Raw genomic sequence first — 15,108 nt, 5'->3', positions numbered from 1 at the left:
CCGGTGCACCTGTGGCCCGGCCGCGGCGCAGAGACGCGGCGCAGAGACGCGGCGCAGAGACGCGGCGCAGAGACGCGGCGCAGAGACGCGGCGCAGAGACGCGGCGCAGAGACGCGCCGACCGGCATGGCGGCGGCCGGCGTGCCGGTCACGTGCCCTGCGACGTGACCGACTCCCGCAGGCGGATGGGCATCGGAACGCGATGCACCTCACCCTCCCCGCCGTCGTCCTCACGGTCACGGCCGATCTCCGTGAACAGCACGTCGACGGCCTTGCGGCCGAGTTCGTAGTGGGGGAGGGCCACCGTCGTCAGCCGGGGGCGCATCCACGAGGCGATGGGGTGGTCGTCGAAGGACACGACGGAGACGTCGGCGGGCACCTTGAGCCCGAAGTCGTCGAGTGCCTGGTAGGCGCCGAGGGCGACCCGGTCGTTGAAGCAGATCAACGCCCGCGGGCGCTCCTTCTTCAGCAGCTCCCGGGTCGCGGCGAGGCCGTACTCCGGTTGCCAGTCAGGGCAGACGTGGCCGCCGGCCGGCTTGACCCCCGCCTCGGCGAGCACCTCGCGAATGCCGATGAGCCGTTCGACGGCCGCGACGCTTCCACCCGGAGGGACGTTGCGCCGTCCGGGGCCGGCGCCGATCAGGTGGATGCCCTCGCGATGGCCGGCGTCGAGCAGAGTTCTCGCGGCGACGCGTCCGGCCTCGATCTCGTCGGGGATCACCGACGGCAGCGGTGACGGCTGTTTGGGGAGCGCGTTGAGCAGGACGGCGGGGACGGCCGCCATGCCCTTCGGCACCTTGATCGTTCTCGTGTACATCGCGGCCAGGATGATGCCGTCCACCTGGCGGTCGTGCATGGCCTGCAGCAGGAGGCGCTCCAGCTCGGCGTCGCCCTCCGTCTCACCGATGAACAACATGAAGCCGCGCTCCCGCGCGGCCTCTAGTGCTCCTTTGATCATGTCGCCGGCGAGCCGTGACGTGGCGACCGTGTCCGAAATAAAGCCGATAGTCCGAGTTGTCCCAGTTCGCAGGCCTACGGATACGATGTTCGGCCGGTACTGCAACTCGGCCGCGGCCTTATGGACACGCTGCTCGACATCCTGAGAGATGCGCAGCTCCCGGCCGCGTCCGGACAGCACGAGCGACGCGGTGGTCGGCGAGACGCCGGCGGTCTTGGCGACGTCCGCCAGCGTGACCCGTCGTGGGCTCACCGGGCGACCTCCTGCGATGTGGGGGTTGACACCCCGCGACACGTGTGATGAGACTATCGCACTGCTAATCCGATTTAGCAAACCTGAGTCCTGGGGCGTCCGGTGTGTGCCGGCGGGTCCCCGAGCAATCAAGGAGACGCAGATGTCGCGTCGAACTCGCTGGAACGGGGCCGCGCTCGCGGTCGTGATGGGAGGGACGCTGGCGGCGGGTTGCGGGGAGCCCGGCGGCGACGCCCCCCAGCCGGAGGCCACCAGCGCGTCCCTGGCGGCCGCGCCGGCCTGCGGCACGGCGCCGGTCACGCTCAACGCCTACATCGAGACCGGCTTCCCCCTGCCGAAGGAGCTCAGCACCGAGTTCTCCAAGCAGCATCCGAACGTGAAGTGGAACATCCGCGAGGACCAGTTCGCGGTGATCACGCAGAACGCGCCGCGCGTCCTCGCCGACGACCCGCCGGACCTGATGCGGCTCCCGCAGGTGTCGGAGCTGGTGAAGAACAACCTGCTGATGAACCTCGACGGCTACGCGAAGGCGTTCGGCTGGGACTCCTGGCCCGCCTCGCAGCTGGAGCAGATGCGCCTGGCCCCCGGCGGCAAGACCCGCGGTGAGGGGTCGCTGTACGCCATGGGGCTGAACTTCAGCATGACCGGGGTGTTCTACAACAAGAAGCTCGCCGACAAGATCGGCATGTCGTCCCCGCCGGCCACCCTGGCCGAGCTGGACGACGCGCTCGCGAAGGCCAAGAGCGCGGGCATCACCCCGATCGCCCAGTTCAACGGTGGGGCCACCGGCGGTCTCGCCTTCCCGCTGCAGGACCTCATGGCCGCGTACGGTCCCTCGGGGCCGATCAACGAGTGGATCTACCAGAAGCCGGGCGCCACGATCGACACCCCCGCCAACCTGCAGGCGACGCGGCACCTGGAGAAGTGGATCAAGGCCGGGTACTTCTGGAAGGACGTCAACGCCGTCGACTACGCGACGATGATGAGCCGCTTCATCAAGGGCGACGGCCTGTTCATGTTCAACGGCGACTGGGAGTCGGGGAACCTCGACAAGCAGATGCCGGGCGACGCGGGCTTCTTCCTGATGCCGCCGGCGCAGCAGGGCGGCAAGCAGGCCGCGATGTCGGCGCCCCTCGCCTACGGGATCAGCTCCAGGGCGAAGAACGCCGACTGCGCGGCGTACTTCCTCAACTGGGTGGCGACCGACCCGAAGGCGCGTGAGATCGGCGTGAAGGTCGGCGGGTCGCACCCCATGGGCCCGGCGGACGCCCCCATGCCGGAGGTGGCCAAGGACACGGTCACCGCGAGCACCCTGGCGGCGGGGGCGAAGATCGCCGAGGACAACGGCGGGATGGACTTCATCGCCAACGCCACCGGCGCGATCTACGCCAAGAGCTGGACGCCCCAGTTGCAGAAGCTGGTCGCCGGTCAGCAGACCCCCGAGGCGCTGCTGAAGTCGGTGCAGAGCGACTACACGAGCCAGGTCAAGGGGAGCTGAGCACCGATGACACGGCCGACTCCCGACAGCGCGGTCGATCCCTCGGCGACCCGCCCCGGGCCGGCAGCCGTGACGAGGAAGCCCGTGTCGCAGAAGCAGGGCCCCGCCCGCGCGGCGGGGCTCCGCACGCCGGGTTGGGTCGCCTGGCTGTTCGTGGCTCCGGCGCTCGTCGTCTACGCGGTCTTCGTACTGCGCCCGATCGCGCTCACCGTCCAGTACTCGATGTACCGCTGGGACGGCATCGGCCCGTCCACCTGGGCCGGCCTGGGCAACTACGTCAGGGTGTTCACCGACCCCGACCTGTTCGCCTCCATCCTCAACGCGATCAAGCTGATCGTCTTCTTCAGCGTGATCCCGGTCGTGCTGGGCCTCGCGATCGCTTCGACGATCCGCCGGATCGCCGCGAGCCGGCTCGCGCTGGTGGCGCGGACGGTCCTGTTCCTGCCGCAGGTCATCCCGCTCGTCGCCGCCGGCATCGCCTGGAGCTGGCTGATGTCGTCGACCGGCCTGGTCAACCAGCTGCTCGCGTACGTCGGCCTCGACGGCGTGACCCGCGCCTGGCTGGGCGACTTCTCCACGGCCCTGCCGGCCGTCGGCGTGATCGGGGCGTGGGTGCTGCTCGGCCTGTGCACGATCCTTCTCCTGTCCGGCATGAGCAAGATCGACCCGGCGCTGTACGAGGCCGCGCGCATGGACGGAGCAGGGCCGCTGCGCGAGTTCGTCTCGATCACCGTGCCCAGCCTGCGGCAGGAGATCGGCGTCTGCGTCACGGTGACCGTGATCGCGGCGCTGGCCAGCTTCGACATCGTCTACGTGTCCACCCAGGGCGGACCGGGCAACGCGACGATGGTCCCCGGGCTGGAGATCTACTACCTGGCCTTCTCCGAGCGGCAGGTGGGCATGGCGTCCGCGCTGGCCGTCGTGCTCATGGTGCTCGTCATCCTCGTCGCCCTTCCCATCCAGTGGCTCACCAAGGACAGGTCCTCATGATCGTCGGACGCCGGGAGACGTGGACCGGAAGGCTGCTGCTCGTCCTGCTGATGGCGGTCACGCTCATGCCGTTCGTCAGTCTGTTCGTCACCGCCCTGCACCCGTCCGGCAGCTACCCCTCGGGGCTGGAGTGGCCGCGCGATCCGCAGTGGGGCAACTTCGTCAAGGCGTTCGAGGCCGCGCGGATGATCGAGCTGGTGAAATCGAGCACGCTCATCGTGCTCGGCGTGGTTCCCGTCGCGCTGCTCCTCGGGACGCTGGCCGGCTTCGCCATCGGCCACCTGCGGATGGCGGGACGGAATCTGGTGTTCCTGCTGTTCGTGCTCGGGCTGACGCTGCCGTTCGAGGGCATCATCACGCCGCTGTACTACCAGGTGCGCGACATGGGACTGCTGAACACCAGGTGGGCCATCATCCTGCCGCTCATCGGGTTGTACATGCCGTTCGCGGTCTTCTGGATGCGGGCGCACTTCGTCAACATGCCCGACGAGCTGTCGGAGAGCGCGCGGATGGACGGCGCGAACGTGTGGCAGCTCTTCTGGCGCATTCACGTCCCGCTGGCCATGCCGGCGCTGTCGTCCCTGGCCATCCTGCTGTTCCTGTGGACCTGGAACCAGTTCCTCCTGGCGATCGTCCTCGTCGACGACCCGCTGAAACGGACGATGTCCGGGGCCCTGGGCGCCTTCCAGGGGCAGTGGGGGACCGACATGCCGCTGCTGTGCGCGGGGTCGCTGCTGATCCTGGCGCCCACGCTCGTGATCTTCCTGATCTTCCAGCGCCGCTTCGTCACGGCTCTGCTCCAGGGCTCCCTGAAGGGGTGACGCGCATGGACGGAGCCACCCGGGTGTACGGGGGAATCGAAGCGGGCGGGACGAAGTGGGTGTGCGCGGTCGCCGACGCCGGGGGAGACCTTCTCGCGACCGAAGTGATCCCCACGACCACGCCGGAGACGACGATCGGCGCGGCAGTGCGGTTCTTCGGCGACCACCGGCCGCTCGCCGCGCTCGGCGTCGGCACCTTCGGCCCGGTGGACGTGCGACCGGGCTCGCCGACGTACGGCCGCATCCTGGCCACGCCCAAGCCGGGCTGGGCGAACGTCGACGTCGTCTCCCCTCTGCGCGCCGCGCTGGGCGTACCCGTCCGCCTGGACACGGACGTCAACGCCGCGGCGCTGGGGGAATGGAGGCGGGGAGCGGGCGCGGGGCTCGGCACATTCGCGTACATGACCCTGGGCACCGGCGTCGGCATGGGGGCGGTGGTGAACGACCGCCTCGTGCACGGAGCCCTGCATCCCGAGTTCGGCCACATCCGCATCCCCCACGACCCGGTCAGGGACCCGTTCCCGGGGAGCTGTCCCTTCCACGGCGACTGCCTCGAAGGGCTCGCGTCGGGCGAGGCGATGCGCCGGCGATGGGGACGCCCCGCGGAGCACCTGGACGACCCCTCGGCCTGGGAACTCGAGGCCGAGTACGTCGCCCTCGCCGTCCTGAACCTGACCTACGCGCTGTCGCCCGAGCGGATCGTGGTGGGCGGCGGCGTCGCCAGGCACCCCGGCCTGCTTCCGGCCGTCCGGGCGCGGCTGCTCACCCTCGCCGCCGGCTACCCGGGGGCGCCGGCGCCCGCCGGGCCCGCGGCCATGGACGAGTACGTCGTCGGCCCCTTCCTCGGCGACCGTTCGGGAGTGGCGGGAGCCGTGGAACTCGCACGCGCGGCAGGGCCGGCCTGAACTCAAGCCCGTTTCCGCTGACGCTTTCTGTGACGCGCCGGGAAACGCCCCGCGCGACTGAGTTGGAGGTTCTTGAAATGGCTCCATGGGGGCGGCGAGGCGGCACGCCCGGACCGGAGACCCGGTCCGGCGCGTACGAGGCCCTCGCCGGTGGACGGCGGCGCGACGGGGGGACCGCGTGAACGGCGAGCCCGCGCGCTGGACGCGGCGGCACCTCGCCGGGCCGATCGGCGGTGCGGCGACGACGGCACCGGTCATCGGCCTTCCGGCGCCGCGCGTGCTGCCGCACGACGACATCTGGGATCTGTGGCCGATCCAGGAAGAGGACGGCTCGACGTCCGTGATGCGGGGCCGCGAGTTGTGGATGGCGCTTTCCGCGCCCGCCGCCGGCCACCCCGAGGAGCGTCACGACCGCGCCCGCCTCCGGCTGCTCGCCCTGGACGGCGACGGCTGGACCGACCTCGGCCACGCCTTCGCCGACGGCGCCTCGCCGGGCAGCCGCGAATGGTCGGGATCGGCGGTCCGCAGGCCGGACGGCACGGTGTCGGTGTTCTACACGGCCGCGGGCCGGCGAGGGGAGGCCCGCCCGACGTTCGCCCAGACCGTCGTCGAGGCCCGCGCCCGGCTGGTGACCGATGACGGCCGGATCCTGCTGGACCAGGCCGCCGAACACCGGGAGGTCCTCCGCTCGGACGGCGTGACGTACCTGCCGGCCGACGACATCGAGGGAGGACCCGGGCGGATCAGGGCCTTCCGCGATCCCGGCTGGTTCCGCGACCCCGCCGACGGGCGTGAGTACCTGCTCGTCGCCGCGTCCGTCGCGGCGTCCGCCGACGCGGACCACGCCTTCATGGGCGCGGTGGCCCTCGCCGCCGCGGAACCGGGCGGCTGGTCGCTGCGGCCGCCCCTCCTCGTGGCCGACGGCGTCAACCACGAGATCGAACGGCCGCACATCGTGGTGCACCGGTCGTCGTACTACCTCTTCTTCTGCACGCATCGTCACTCGTTCCACCCGCCGGGAAGCGCGCCCACCGGGCTCTACGGCTTCGTCGCCCCCGGCCTCACCGGGCCGTACACGCCGCTCAACGGCTCGGGGCTCGTGCTGCGCAACCCCGCCGAGGAGCCCGACCAGGCGTACGCCTGGCTGGTCCTGCCCGACCTGAAGGTCGTGAGCTTCCTCAACTACCGCTCCATCCAAGGGCAGGAGCCGTGGCAGGCCGGGCCCGCCGAGGCGAGGGACGCCTTCGGCGGGACCATCGCGCCGGTCCTCGAACTCACCCTGGACGGAGCCGCCACCACCGTGGTCGTTCCCGCGTCGGCGGGGGGACGTCGTTGAGCACGTCGCGCGGCGCGGCGGCGGGAGTGCTCGGAGCGGCCGCCGTCGCGGCCTCGGTGGTGGCCCCGGTGATGGCCTTGGTGGCCCGCCGGCACCACACTCTCTCGGCCGTCGCGCCGGAGCTGAGGACATCTGCTCTGAGGACACCGGCGCTGTGGCTCCCGCGCCCGATCATCGGCAAGCTGAGCCTGGCCTTCGCCCGCCGGCTCTCGGGCGGTACGACGCGCCCGGCCGAGGGGGTGGCGGTCACCCGGCACGCCGTCCCCGGCGGACAGGACGCCTTCGTGTACGAGTCGCCGGGCCGCCCGCGCCCCGGCGGGGCGTTGCTGTGGATCCACGGGGGCGGCACGATCCTCGGCCACCCGGAAAGCGACCACGAACTGTGCAGCCGCATCGCCCGCGACCTGGGGATCCTGGTGGTGAGCGCACGCTACCGGCTCGCTCCGGAGCACCCGTTCCCCGCCGGGTTCGACGACTGCTTCGCCGCGCTGCGCTGGCTGCACGACGCCGCCCCCGCGCTCGGCGTGGACGGCGCGCGCGTCGCCGTGGGCGGTGCGAGCGCCGGCGGGGGACTGGCGGCCTCGGTCGTGCAGAAGGCACACGATCAAGGGCTTCCGGTGGCGTTCCAGCTGCTCCTCTATCCCATGCTGGACGACCGTACGGCCCTGGTGCGCGACCATCGGGGACGCGGCAGGATCGGCTGGACGGCGCGCTCCAACACGTACGCCTGGAGCTGCTATCTCGGCCGCGGGCCGCGCGTCGCCGAACCCCGTCCCTACGCCGCGGCGGGCCGCAGGGAGGATCCGCGTGGCCTGCCGCCCGCGTGGATCGGCGTCGGCGACCTCGACCTGTTCCATTCGGAGAACCTGCGCTACGCCGGACGGCTCGGGGCGGCCGGCGTGCCGGTCGACCTGGTCGTCGAGCCCGGCATGTACCACGGCGCCGACTTCGACCACGCGGCCGTGCCGTCCATGCGCGCGTTCCGCCAGAGCATGATCGACGCTCTGGCCGCCGCCGTGGGATGACGAGCGGCAGCTCCCCACGAGCCGATTGATCCGCGGCTTCACACGGAGCGAACCCCGTATGCGGGGAGGGCCCGGGGGCGGCGTCCGATGGGGCGCCACCCCCGGTGATCCGTGCCGGTCAGGCGATGGTGCAGGGGCTGCCGTTCAGGGCGAACCCGGTGGGCTTGCCGGTGTTGCCGGTGTGGGTGGCCTGGAAGCCGATCTCGGTGGTGCTTCCGGGCGCCAGTGAGCCGTTGTAGCTCACGTTCTTCGCCGTGACCTGTCCGCTGGTGGGCGAGTAGGTGGCGTTCCATCCACCGGTGATGGTCTGCCCGCCGGGGAGGGTGAAGGTCAGAGACCAGCCGTTGACGGCGGAGGACCCGGTGTTGGTGATGGCGATCTGCTCGGTCAGGCCGTTGTTCCAGGCGTTGACGGTGGCGCTGACGCGGCAGGCGCCCGATCCGCCGGGCGACGGCGACGGGGAAGGCGACACCGACGGGGACGCCGAGGGCGAGACCGACGGCGACGCCGACGGGGACGCCGACGGGGACGGGGAGGGGGAAGGAGACGAACCGGACTGGAACTGGGTGAAGAACTTCCACACCTCAGCCGACGTCCAGGTCCTGGCGCCGCTGGTGGAGGTCGACCCGTCGTTCGGAGAGGGGGTGTGGTCTCCGTCGAACGCCGCCCATACGACCGGGTATCCGGCCCGGCACCCCGAGTAGGTGGTGATGATGTGCGTCAGGCTGCCCTGCGCGGGCTCCCGGGGGTTCGTGGGGGTGCAGCCGTTGTTCGCGACGAACCTGTCACGCAGCGACCGTCCCTGGGAGATGTTGAGCACCGAGTCATGGGTGCCGTGGATGCCCATGTACGCGACCGGCTGAGTGCCGCCGTTGCACCCGCTGAGTTGCGCGCCGGAGTAGACCGCGACCGCACGGAAGATCGTCGGCCGGGCACACGCGACCGCGAAGCTCATCGCGCCGCCGTAGCTCCACCCCATGGCGAAGCGCTGCGTCGTGTCGACGCACAGGTTGTTCTCGACAAGCCTCAGCACGTCGTCGGTGAAGGTCAGGTCCTCACCGTTGGAGTTGCCCCAGCCGTTGTTGATGCCCTGGGGTGCGATGAAGATCGTGCTGTTGTTGGACAGTTGCTTGAGCCCGTAGTAGGCCCAGACGGATCCGTCCGATCCGCCCGAGTCGACGATCTGGGCCGTGCCGTTCAACCAGTGGTACGCGAAGATCAACCGGTAGGGGCGGTTGTTGTCGTAGTTATCGGGAATCCGCAGGATCCAGCTGCGATTCTTGCCGCTGGTCGTGATCGTCTGCGAGCCGCTCCTCAGCGTCGGAGTCTTGCCGCAGCCGGCGGTCGCCGCCGCGGCGGCGGCGGCGGAGGACGGCGCGGTCGCGCCGAGGCTGTCGCTCAGTGCCATGCGTCCCGTAGCCAGGACGAGAAGCGCGGCGGCCGCGACAGAGGCAAAAATGGATCTCTGTCTCAACTTCACACAACTCCCTTTGCCGTTCGAAAACCGACATGCGTCGGTAGGGAAGTCATCGTTTTTCCTTCACCCGGTGGAGCGTCCGCAGCCGGTATTCGCGTGCCGGCCGAGTGGCTTCCCCGGGCGGATTCGAACGCTGAGTGAGCCCACCGTCAGTCGATCCGGAGCGGCGCGGCGACCGATCGCCGTCGGCCTGCGCGTGTTCGCCCCTTGCCTGCCACAGAAGAGCAGGACGAGGTCAGATGCCCGTTAGCGTCAGCATGGCGCCTGCCGTGCTCTCTCCTCGGCGGTCCTGACGAAGGACTTCGCTGCCGTGGAGACGGCAAATGTTATCGCTAACAATGACGGGGGCGGGATGTGCTCCTCTCTGCCGGCCGACTGGAGGTGGTGGTGGTGCGGAGCAAATATGAAAGTCAGGAATTGTGTCAAGGACGTCGCCTGTCCCCCGAGACGGCCGTCCATTCCTTCGGTTTTGACCAGGGAGGAACCGCCGCCGCCGTCGGCGCCGGGGTGAAATTTTCATCGTCGGCGTCTGCGGCCCCGAAGGCCCGGCTGCCGGACGGCCTGATCGCGCGGGGACCGGGATGGCGGGTCAGGGGTGCGCGTGCCGGTCGAGGCCGAGCGTGGCGATGAGGTCTTCGTGCAGTTCGAACCAGACACGATGGCAGGAGTCCACGTCGGTGCGGTCGACCCAGGCGACCTCGCCGGCCCGGGCGCGCGCCAGGGCTGTGGTGAATCGCGTGTCATATCCGCGGAACCGCGTGAGGACGCGACCGAGCCGGTCGGCGAGTGGCGTGAGCGCCCGGTCGACACAGGCGAGCTCGTGGAGGACCCCGGCGTCCCAAGCGGGATCGGAGTGGTCGTTGACGGCGAGCCGATCGCCGGCGGTGGGCCGGAGTTGCCAGTCGGTGCAGGCCTGGAGCAGGAGGGCGTTCAGCGGGAGGAACTCGCGGTAGACGTCTCGGACCTCGTCGGCGGCGCCGGTGCGTGCGAGCTCGGCCGCGAGCAGGCGTTCGTTCTCGGTCCGGCCCGAATCGGTCAGCGACCAGCCTCCGGTGCCGGCGAAGGCGGTGTGCTCGACCCAGCCGAGGGCCTCGGCGTCGAGCAGCAGTTCTTTCGTCTCGGCCGTGTCGAGCCCGTACCGACGGGCGATCACCGGGGTGTCCGCGAACCCGGTGACGCGCACGGCGTGCAGGACCAGGAGGCCGGGCGGAGAGTCACACGTCACGAGTCGGCGTCCTGTCGTGAGGTGAGGCGGGTGTAGTGCTGCTGGCACGCCTGCGGGGAGTTGAACCCCATCGCGTGCGCCATCTGCGCCCAGGTCAGGCCCGCGCTGCGGGCGATGAACAGCAGGGCGGATTCGAGCCCTTCGACCTCGGCTCGTGCGGCGGGCAGGAGGGCGAGCGCGCTCAGGATGTCGGCCGGGTCCAGATCGGCGTTGCGCCAGACGGCGAACTGCACGAGATCGACCGCCGACGGCGGGACGGGCGCAGGCCGCCACGGACGGGCGTCGAGCGCATCCGCGCCCAGGTCCAGAAGACGGTCACGCGCCTCCTGCTCGCGCCGGGCCCGGACGTGGTCCGCGTGCGTGCCGCGACCGATGTCGTCCTTGCGTTCCATGCGTCTCAGACTGCACAATCAACGAATTGTTGTCAATTTTATGTTGAAAGGCTGAGCGGTGATCGTTCCCCTCATGGAGGCTGTCGCCGATACCTGCGGGGGCAAGGCCGGCGCACTCGGTGCGTTGCACCGCGCGGGTCTGCCGGTTCCCGACGGCTTCGTCGTCCCGTTCGCCGCCTACCTCGCCGCCGTCCGCGACCTGGACCTCGGGCGGCTCGACGGCGAGGCGGACGACGCCGACGAAATCGACGCGGTCGACGCGGTCGACGCGGTGCGGCAGGCGATCGGGGCCCGCCCGATCCACGCGGCCGTCGCCGACGCGCTGGGGCGCGCGCTCGGCGAGCTCGGCGATCCGCCCGTGGCGGTGCGATCATCGGCAGCAGGGGAGGACACCGGTCAGGCATCGGCCGCCGGTCAGCACGAGAGCTTCCTCGCCGTGCGCGGAGTCGGTGAGGTCGCCGCCGCCGTACGCGCCTGCTGGGCGTCGCTGTTCTCCTCGCGTGCCATCGCCTACCGTGCCGCCTCCGGCCGCCACGACCGGCGATCCGGCGATCTTCTGATGGCCGTCATCGTCCAACGCCATGTGGACGCCGAGGCGTCCGGCGTCATGTTCACACCCGCGGACCGGAGCGATGCGACCCGGATCGAGGCGTCGTGGGGCCTCGGCCCCAGCATCGTCGAGGGCAGGGTCACCCCGGACACCTACCGTGTCGCCGGGGACGGGTCGGTCACCCGCACCGTCGCGGACAAACAGAGCCGCCTCGACCGGCGCGGCGCGCGGCTCGTCGTCCACGACGTGCCCACAGCCACCCGGAACCAGCCGGCGATCGACGACGCGACCGCCGTACGGCTGGCCGAGTTGGGCGAACGGGCCGCCGCCGTCCTCGGTGGACCGCAGGACGTCGAATGGGCGATCGCCGGTGGCCGCACGTGGGTTCTGCAAGCGCGGCCGGTCACCGCCGCGCTCCCGCCGCCGGCATCGCCTTCCGGCGCTCCGGACACTCCGGCCGCTACGTTCTACGGAACGCCGGGCAGCCACGGGACCGTGACCGGCACCGCGAGGATCGTCCGTGGTCCCGTCGACTTCGCGCGCGTGCGCTCGGGCGACATCCTCGTCTGCCCATTCACCGACCCCGCGTGGACCCCACTGCTGCGCATCGCCGCCGGCGTCGTCACCGAGACCGGAGGCGTGCTCTCCCACGCCGCGATCGTCGCTCGAGAGCACGCCATTCCCGCCGTCCTCGGCCTCCCGAACGCGACGAGCGACCTCCGGGACGGCACCGTCGTCACCATCGACGGCACCACCGGCACGGTCACGGCAAAGGGCGACTGACCTCCTCGGCATCCCGCCGCCCCACCCCACGGCGAAAGGAGGCGGGGAAGGGTCCGCAGGGACTCCCGCCCCGGCTGCGCATGGCTACTCGACGCCTCTACCTGGCCCGTCACGGTGCGGCCGACGCGTTCGGGAACCTCACCGACATCGGACGCCGGCAGGCGGCCCTGCTGGGCGAACGGCTCACCGGCGTACCGGTCGACGCCGTGTGGCACTCGCCGCTGCCACGCGCCGTCGCGAGCGCGCGGGAACTCGCCCGTCACCTGCCGGGGGTGCCGGTGGCCGAGGTCGCCGAACTCGTCGACCACGTGCCCTACGTCCCGGGCGCGGCCGAAACGCCTCCGTCCTGGGCCGGCTTCTTCGACGGCTACGACGACACCGAGGCGGCCTCGGGCCGCAGACTCGCCGAGGCCCTGGTCGCCCGGTTCGCGAAGGTCCCCGGCACCACCGCGGAGGGAACCCGGCACGACACACGGGAGGTGCTGGTGACGCACGCCTACCAGATCGCGTGGCTGGTGCGGCACGCGCTGGACGCGCCGCCGTCTCGGTGGCTCGGGTTGAACAGCGCCAACACCGCACTGACGGTCATCGACTACCGCGACGGCCTGCCGCCCACGCTCGTGATGTTCAATGACATGAGCCACCTCCCGCCCGACCTGCGCTGGACCGGGTTCCCCGAAGGCGTCAGGCCGTGAACCGGGCTCCCGGCCGCTCGCCGGGGAGCGCGGCAATCGGTGATGCGGCAGGCCGCCGCCCGCGTCGGCGCGTACTCGGTTGAAAGTTTCATCACGTGCCGGATCGCATGCGGTGCGGGCCGGGCCCGTAATGCCAGCTGAGTGCGTTCCAGGAGCGCGAGGCGCCGCCGAAGCTCCCGGTCGGCTCTTGACGGACCCCGGCGGATCCTAGTTTGCTCCGCCATTATCACCGGCAACGAGACCTGTGGACGCGGCTCTCCGCGTCGTGAATTGTGAGCGCTAACACGCGCCGGCCACGGAAAGGAGGGTCTCCATGATCGGAGGCGGTCCGCGGCCGCGCGCCACCCCGGCGGCATCCGGACGTGGTCGGCGGGGGGCAGAGTCGCGTCCTTGACGCGGTGCCTCGCCCGGTCGTATCCGCGCCGCTGCACCATCACCGACGAGTAGCCGAGGGAGAGGAACCCGGGATTGCGCCAGATGTTAGCGCTAACAGATCCGTGGTCGCCCTTGGCCTTTCCATTGCGGACTGTACCTGTCCGCCTCCGTGCAATCGCTGCGGTTTTTCCTGGCGTGGCCCGCTTCGCCACGCTTTCACCCCCCGAAGGAGGAGAACGAAACAATGGATTCACCCCCCATTCGCATGACGAGCGGCCGGCGTCGTTCGCCGGTCGGTGTCGGCGTACGCCTCGTGGCGGTGCTGGCCGCGTTGGTGGCGGCCACCGCGACGTGGGCGGTGCCGGCGTCGGCGGCGCCCGCACCCCTGGTGAGTGCGGCGTCGGGGCGTTGCCTGGACGTGGCGGGCAACACCGACGCGCTGGGCACCGCCCTGCAGATCTACGACTGCAACGGGCAGGCGAACCAGGGCTTCGAGTTCACCTCCGCCGGTGAGCTGCGGACCTTCAACGGCACCCGGTGCGTGGACGCCTACAACATGGGCACGACGAACGGCACCAAGGTCGTGATCTGGTCCTGCAACGGCCAGAACAACCAGAAGTGGCGCCAGAACTCCGACGGCACCATCGTGGGCGTCGCGTCCGGGCTGTGCCTGGACGTCGTCGGCGCCGGCACCGCCAACGGCAGCCAGGTCCAGCTCTACAGCTGCTGGGGCGGCGACAACCAGAAGTGGAGCATCCGCGGAGGTGGCGGCCCGAGCTCGTCACCGTCCCCGACGGTGACGCCGACCGGCGGCACGTGCGACCTCCCGTCGACGTACCGCTGGACCTCCACGGGCTCGCTGGCGAACCCGAAGTCCGGATGGGTCTCGCTCAAGGACTTCACCAACGTCGTCTACAACGGCAAGCACCTGGTCTACGCGACGACGCACAACACGGGCACGAGCTGGGGTTCGATGAACTTCGGCCTGTTCACCAACTGGTCCGACATGGCCTCGGCCAGCCAGAACACGATGCCCTTCTCGGCCGTCGCGCCCACGCTGTTCTACTTCGCTCCGAAGAACATCTGGGTGCTGGCCTACCAGTGGGGCGGGACCGCCTTCTCCTACCGGACCTCCAGCGACCCCAGCAACGTGAACAGCTGGTCGGCGCAGCAGACGCTGTCCACGGCGAGCATCACCGGCTCCGGCACCGGCCCCATCGACCAGACCCTCATCGGTGACGGCCAGAACATGTACCTGTTCTTCGCCGGGGACAACGGCAAGATCTACCGGCAGAGCATGCCCATCGGGAACTTCCCGAGCAGCTTCGGCTCCAACTACACCCAGATCATGAGCGACACGACGAACAACCTGTTCGAGGGCGTCGAGGTCTACAAGCTCCAGGGCCTGAACAAGTACCTGATGCTGGTCGAGTCGATCGGCTCGCAGGGCCGTTACTTCCGCTCGTACACGGCGACCAGCCTGGGTGGTTCGTGGACCCCGCAGGCCACCAGCGAGAGCAACCCCTTCGCGGGCAAGGCCAACAGCGGCGCCACCTGGACCAACGACATCAGTCACGGTGACCTGGTCCGCAGCAACCCCGACCAGACCAAGACCGTCGACGCCTGCAACCTGCAGCTGCTCTACCAGGGCCGCAGCCCCAGCTCCAACGGCGTCGACTACGGCCTCCTGCCCTACCGGCCGGGCGTGCTGACGCTGCAGCGCTGACGATGTGACGCAGGATTCATGAGACCTCCGGTCGGTGTCGCCCGACCGGAGGTTTCCTGTTTCCGAGGGCGCGGGCGCGCGCGGGGTTCCCGGCCTGCGTC

General features: G+C 70.6%; 13 protein-coding genes. 9 read left to right on the top strand and 4 right to left on the bottom strand.

The window, feature by feature from the left end; genetic code table 11:
* Nucleotides 1-147 precede the first annotated feature (147 nt).
* Nucleotides 148-1,209, bottom strand: coding sequence for a LacI family DNA-binding transcriptional regulator (locus AB0J39_RS11525; RefSeq protein ID WP_363463369.1), 1,062 nt, complete (start codon nucleotides 1,207-1,209; stop codon nucleotides 148-150).
* Between the two features lie 142 nt (nucleotides 1,210-1,351).
* Here AB0J39_RS11525 and AB0J39_RS11520 point away from each other — a divergent pair, with 142 nt between their 5' ends.
* From AB0J39_RS11520 to AB0J39_RS11495, 6 genes are all read left to right on the top strand, one after another.
* Nucleotides 1,352-2,707 (top strand): hypothetical protein, encoded by a 1,356-nt coding sequence (locus AB0J39_RS11520; RefSeq protein ID WP_363463367.1) that lies wholly within the window; start codon nucleotides 1,352-1,354, stop codon nucleotides 2,705-2,707.
* Nucleotides 2,708-2,713: 6 nt separating this feature from the next.
* Nucleotides 2,714-3,697: a sugar ABC transporter permease gene (locus AB0J39_RS11515; protein ID WP_363463366.1), complete on the top strand. Its 984-nt coding sequence runs from the start codon at nucleotides 2,714-2,716 to the stop codon at nucleotides 3,695-3,697.
* The gene (locus AB0J39_RS11510; RefSeq protein ID WP_346225008.1) at nucleotides 3,694-4,518 is read left to right on the top strand and encodes a carbohydrate ABC transporter permease; all 825 of its coding nucleotides are present in this window, start codon (nucleotides 3,694-3,696) and stop codon (nucleotides 4,516-4,518) included. The genes AB0J39_RS11515 and AB0J39_RS11510 overlap by 4 nt, the downstream gene beginning before the upstream one ends.
* Nucleotides 4,519-4,523: 5 nt before the next feature.
* Complete coding sequence (locus tag AB0J39_RS11505) at nucleotides 4,524-5,423, top strand: ROK family protein (RefSeq protein ID WP_363463365.1); 900 nt, start codon at nucleotides 4,524-4,526, stop codon at nucleotides 5,421-5,423.
* Between the two features lie 178 nt (nucleotides 5,424-5,601).
* Nucleotides 5,602-6,759: a glycoside hydrolase family 68 protein gene (locus tag AB0J39_RS11500; RefSeq protein WP_363463364.1), complete on the top strand. Its 1,158-nt coding sequence runs from the start codon at nucleotides 5,602-5,604 to the stop codon at nucleotides 6,757-6,759.
* The gene (locus AB0J39_RS11495) at nucleotides 6,756-7,784 is read left to right on the top strand and encodes an alpha/beta hydrolase (protein ID WP_363463362.1); all 1,029 of its coding nucleotides are present in this window, start codon (nucleotides 6,756-6,758) and stop codon (nucleotides 7,782-7,784) included. The genes AB0J39_RS11500 and AB0J39_RS11495 overlap by 4 nt, the downstream gene beginning before the upstream one ends.
* 118 nt (nucleotides 7,785-7,902) lie before the next feature.
* Here AB0J39_RS11495 and AB0J39_RS11490 read toward each other — a convergent pair whose 3' ends face one another.
* The 3 genes from AB0J39_RS11490 to AB0J39_RS11480 all read right to left on the bottom strand — a co-directional run bounded on the left by AB0J39_RS11490 (nucleotide 7,903) and on the right by AB0J39_RS11480 (nucleotide 10,878).
* Complete coding sequence (locus AB0J39_RS11490; RefSeq protein ID WP_363463361.1) at nucleotides 7,903-9,192, bottom strand: cellulose binding domain-containing protein; 1,290 nt, start codon at nucleotides 9,190-9,192, stop codon at nucleotides 7,903-7,905.
* A gap of 658 nt (nucleotides 9,193-9,850) precedes the next feature.
* Nucleotides 9,851-10,486 carry a transcriptional regulator gene (locus tag AB0J39_RS11485; protein WP_363463359.1) on the bottom strand — a complete coding sequence of 212 codons (636 nt, stop codon included), beginning with the start codon at nucleotides 10,484-10,486 and terminating at the stop codon, nucleotides 9,851-9,853.
* Nucleotides 10,483-10,878, bottom strand: coding sequence for a DNA-binding protein (locus AB0J39_RS11480; RefSeq protein WP_363463358.1), 396 nt, complete (start codon nucleotides 10,876-10,878; stop codon nucleotides 10,483-10,485). Before AB0J39_RS11480 ends, AB0J39_RS11485 begins: the two co-directional genes overlap by 4 nt.
* Before the next feature lie 73 nt (nucleotides 10,879-10,951).
* On the opposite strand from AB0J39_RS11480, the gene AB0J39_RS11475 reads away from it, so the two are divergent.
* From AB0J39_RS11475 to AB0J39_RS11465, 3 genes are all read left to right on the top strand, one after another.
* Nucleotides 10,952-12,211, top strand: coding sequence for a PEP/pyruvate-binding domain-containing protein (locus tag AB0J39_RS11475; RefSeq protein ID WP_363463356.1), 1,260 nt, complete (start codon nucleotides 10,952-10,954; stop codon nucleotides 12,209-12,211).
* Between the two features lie 80 nt (nucleotides 12,212-12,291).
* Complete coding sequence (locus AB0J39_RS11470; RefSeq protein WP_363463355.1) at nucleotides 12,292-12,906, top strand: histidine phosphatase family protein; 615 nt, start codon at nucleotides 12,292-12,294, stop codon at nucleotides 12,904-12,906.
* A 619-nt stretch (nucleotides 12,907-13,525) separates the two neighbouring features.
* A complete protein-coding gene (locus tag AB0J39_RS11465) occupies nucleotides 13,526-15,007 on the top strand; it encodes a non-reducing end alpha-L-arabinofuranosidase family hydrolase (protein WP_363463353.1) in 1,482 nt (493 codons plus the stop codon).
* Nucleotides 15,008-15,108: the final 101 nt, after the last annotated feature.

Origin of the sequence: Microbispora sp. NPDC049633 (genome assembly GCF_040675265.1) — a bacterium.
Classification (GTDB): domain Bacteria; phylum Actinomycetota; class Actinomycetes; order Streptosporangiales; family Streptosporangiaceae; genus Microbispora; species Microbispora maris.
Note: the sequence above shows the minus strand (reverse complement) of the source record. Positions and strands in the feature narration are given on the sequence as shown.

What these genes read in the sequence shown, in the direction of transcription:
- AB0J39_RS11520 (WP_363463367.1), top strand. Translation starts at nt 1,352, where the DNA reads ATGTCGCGTCGAACTCGCTGGAACGGGGCCGCGCTCGCGGTCGTGATG.
- AB0J39_RS11515 (WP_363463366.1), top strand. Translation starts at nt 2,714, where the DNA reads ATGACACGGCCGACTCCCGACAGCGCGGTCGATCCCTCGGCGACCCGC.
- AB0J39_RS11510 (WP_346225008.1), top strand. Translation starts at nt 3,694, where the DNA reads ATGATCGTCGGACGCCGGGAGACGTGGACCGGAAGGCTGCTGCTCGTC.
- AB0J39_RS11505 (WP_363463365.1), top strand. Translation starts at nt 4,524, where the DNA reads ATGGACGGAGCCACCCGGGTGTACGGGGGAATCGAAGCGGGCGGGACG.
- AB0J39_RS11490 (WP_363463361.1), bottom strand. Translation starts at nt 9,192, where the DNA reads ATGGCACTGAGCGACAGCCTCGGCGCGACCGCGCCGTCCTCCGCCGCC.
- AB0J39_RS11480 (WP_363463358.1), bottom strand. Translation starts at nt 10,878, where the DNA reads ATGGAACGCAAGGACGACATCGGTCGCGGCACGCACGCGGACCACGTC.
- AB0J39_RS11475 (WP_363463356.1), top strand. Translation starts at nt 10,952, where the DNA reads ATGGAGGCTGTCGCCGATACCTGCGGGGGCAAGGCCGGCGCACTCGGT.
- AB0J39_RS11470 (WP_363463355.1), top strand. Translation starts at nt 12,292, where the DNA reads ATGGCTACTCGACGCCTCTACCTGGCCCGTCACGGTGCGGCCGACGCG.
- AB0J39_RS11465 (WP_363463353.1), top strand. Translation starts at nt 13,526, where the DNA reads ATGGATTCACCCCCCATTCGCATGACGAGCGGCCGGCGTCGTTCGCCG.